Source organism: Micromonospora sp. AMSO1212t, assembly GCF_008868145.1.
Taxonomy (GTDB): domain Bacteria; phylum Actinomycetota; class Actinomycetes; order Mycobacteriales; family Micromonosporaceae; genus Micromonospora; species Micromonospora tulbaghiae.
The window spans coordinates 1-1783 of record NZ_WBKS01000245.1 but is presented as its reverse complement, the minus strand read 5'-3'; the positions used below and the strand labels follow the sequence as shown (position 1 = coordinate 1783).

Annotated in this window: 3 protein-coding genes; all 3 read left to right on the top strand. The window is 71.7% G+C overall.

Features of this window, described 5'->3' with window-relative positions; genetic code table 11:
- Nucleotides 1-859, top strand: an 859-nt coding sequence (locus F8279_RS29605) for a class E sortase (protein ID WP_225853462.1), incomplete at its 5' end; no start/stop codon positions are given.
- A gap of 3 nt (nt 860-862) precedes the next feature.
- A complete protein-coding gene (locus F8279_RS29600; RefSeq protein WP_091413694.1) occupies nt 863-1135 on the top strand; it encodes a hypothetical protein in 273 nt (90 codons plus the stop codon).
- Between the two features lie 5 nt (nt 1136-1140).
- A partial coding sequence (locus tag F8279_RS29595; protein ID WP_151501702.1) for an aminodeoxychorismate/anthranilate synthase component II occupies nt 1141-1783 on the top strand: 643 nt, incomplete at its 3' end.

The following is a 1783-nucleotide window of genomic DNA, read 5'->3' as shown; positions in this document are numbered from 1 at the left end:
CACCGGGCTGATGGGCGCGGTGCCCCCGGCGCCGGACACCGGCGACGGCGGCGGCGGCGGCGGCGGCGAGCCGCCCGCCGAGCCGCCCCGCCCCCGGCGCGGCGAGCGGGTGGTGCAGCTGCGGCCCGAGCAGACCGGCGAGGGGTACCGCAGCGTCTACTCCGAGCTGACCCGCCCCACCGTCGGCTCCCGGCTGCGCACCGTCGTGCGGGGCACCGGCGAGCTGCTGATCACCTTCGGCCTGGTGGTGCTCCTGTTCGCCGGGTACGAGATCTGGGGCAAGGCGGTCATCGTCGAGGCCCACCAGAACGACCTGAACAGCCAGCTCGCCCAGGAGTGGGGCGCGACCGCGGATCCGACCGTCGGCCCGACCACCGGTCCGACGGTGAAGCCGAAGCCGCCGGCCAAGGGGAAGCCGGTCGCCGGTCTCTACATCCCCAAGTTCGAGAAGCACTGGGTGGTGGTCGAGGGGGTCAGCCCGGAGGACATCCGGTACGCCCCGGGCCACTACCCGGACAGCGCCATGCCCGGCGAGGTGGGCAACTTCTCCGTCGCCGGTCACCGCATCCGCTCCACGTTCTGGCGGCTGGACGAGTTGAAGGCCGGCGACGCGATAGTGGTCGAGACCAGGACCGACTGGCTCGTCTACCGGGTCTATGACCAGCGGATCGTCAAGCCGTCCCAGGTGGAGGTGGTCGCGCCGGTGCCCGGCAAGGCGGGCCAGAAGGCCACCGAGAAGCTGCTGACGCTCACCACCTGCAACCCGAAGTTCGACAACTACCAGCGGCTGATCATCCACGCCCGGCTGGACCACACGCAGGCCAAGTCGGCGGGCCGCCCGGCCGAGTTGGAGGCGTGAGCCGTGTACTCGTGGATCTGGCGCAAACTGCCGTTCGGGCTGCCCGGCAAGCTGATCGGCTCGCTGGTGCTGGCCACCGCCACCGTCGCGCTGCTCTGGTTCGTGGTCTTCCCGTGGGCCGAACCGCTGCTGCCCTTCGACGACGTGCAGGTCACCCAGGACTCCGGCGTACCGGGTGACGGTGGGATCACCGAACCCACCGGGCTGCCCGGCGAGGAGGAGCTGCCGTACAGCACCGAGACGAACAACGCCCCACCCTCCACCCCGAACAGGTGACAGCGATGCGCGTACTGGTGATCGACAACTACGACTCGTTCGTCTTCAACCTCGTGCAGTACCTCGGCCAGCTCGGCGTCGACTGCGAGGTGCGGCGCAACGACGAGATCGACGTCGCCGAGGTGGGCCGCGTCGGCGCCGCCGGTGTCCTGCTGTCGCCCGGTCCGGGCAGCCCGGACCGGGCCGGCATCTGCCTGGACGTGATCCGCGAGTACGCCGGCAAGCTCCCGATCTTCGGCGTCTGCCTCGGTCACCAGGCGATCGGCGAGGCGTTCGGCGCGACCGTCGCCCGCGCGCCGGAACTGCTGCACGGCAAGACCTCGGAGGTACGCCACGACGGCGTGGGCGTGCTCGCCGGGCTGCCCGACCCGTTCACCGCCACCCGGTACCACTCGCTGGCCGTACTGCCCGAGACGCTCCCGGACGAGCTGGAGGTCACCGGCCGGACCGCTTCCGGCGTGGTGATGGCGATGCGGCACCGCACGCTGCCGATCGAGGGCGTGCAGTTCCACCCGGAGTCGGTGCTGACCGAGGGCGGTCACCTGATGCTGGCGAACTGGCTTGCCGCCTGCGGCTTCCCGGCGGCGCTGGAGCGCGCCCCGGAGCTGGCCGCCGAGGTCGACGCCCGCCGCCCTGTCTCCTATCCAC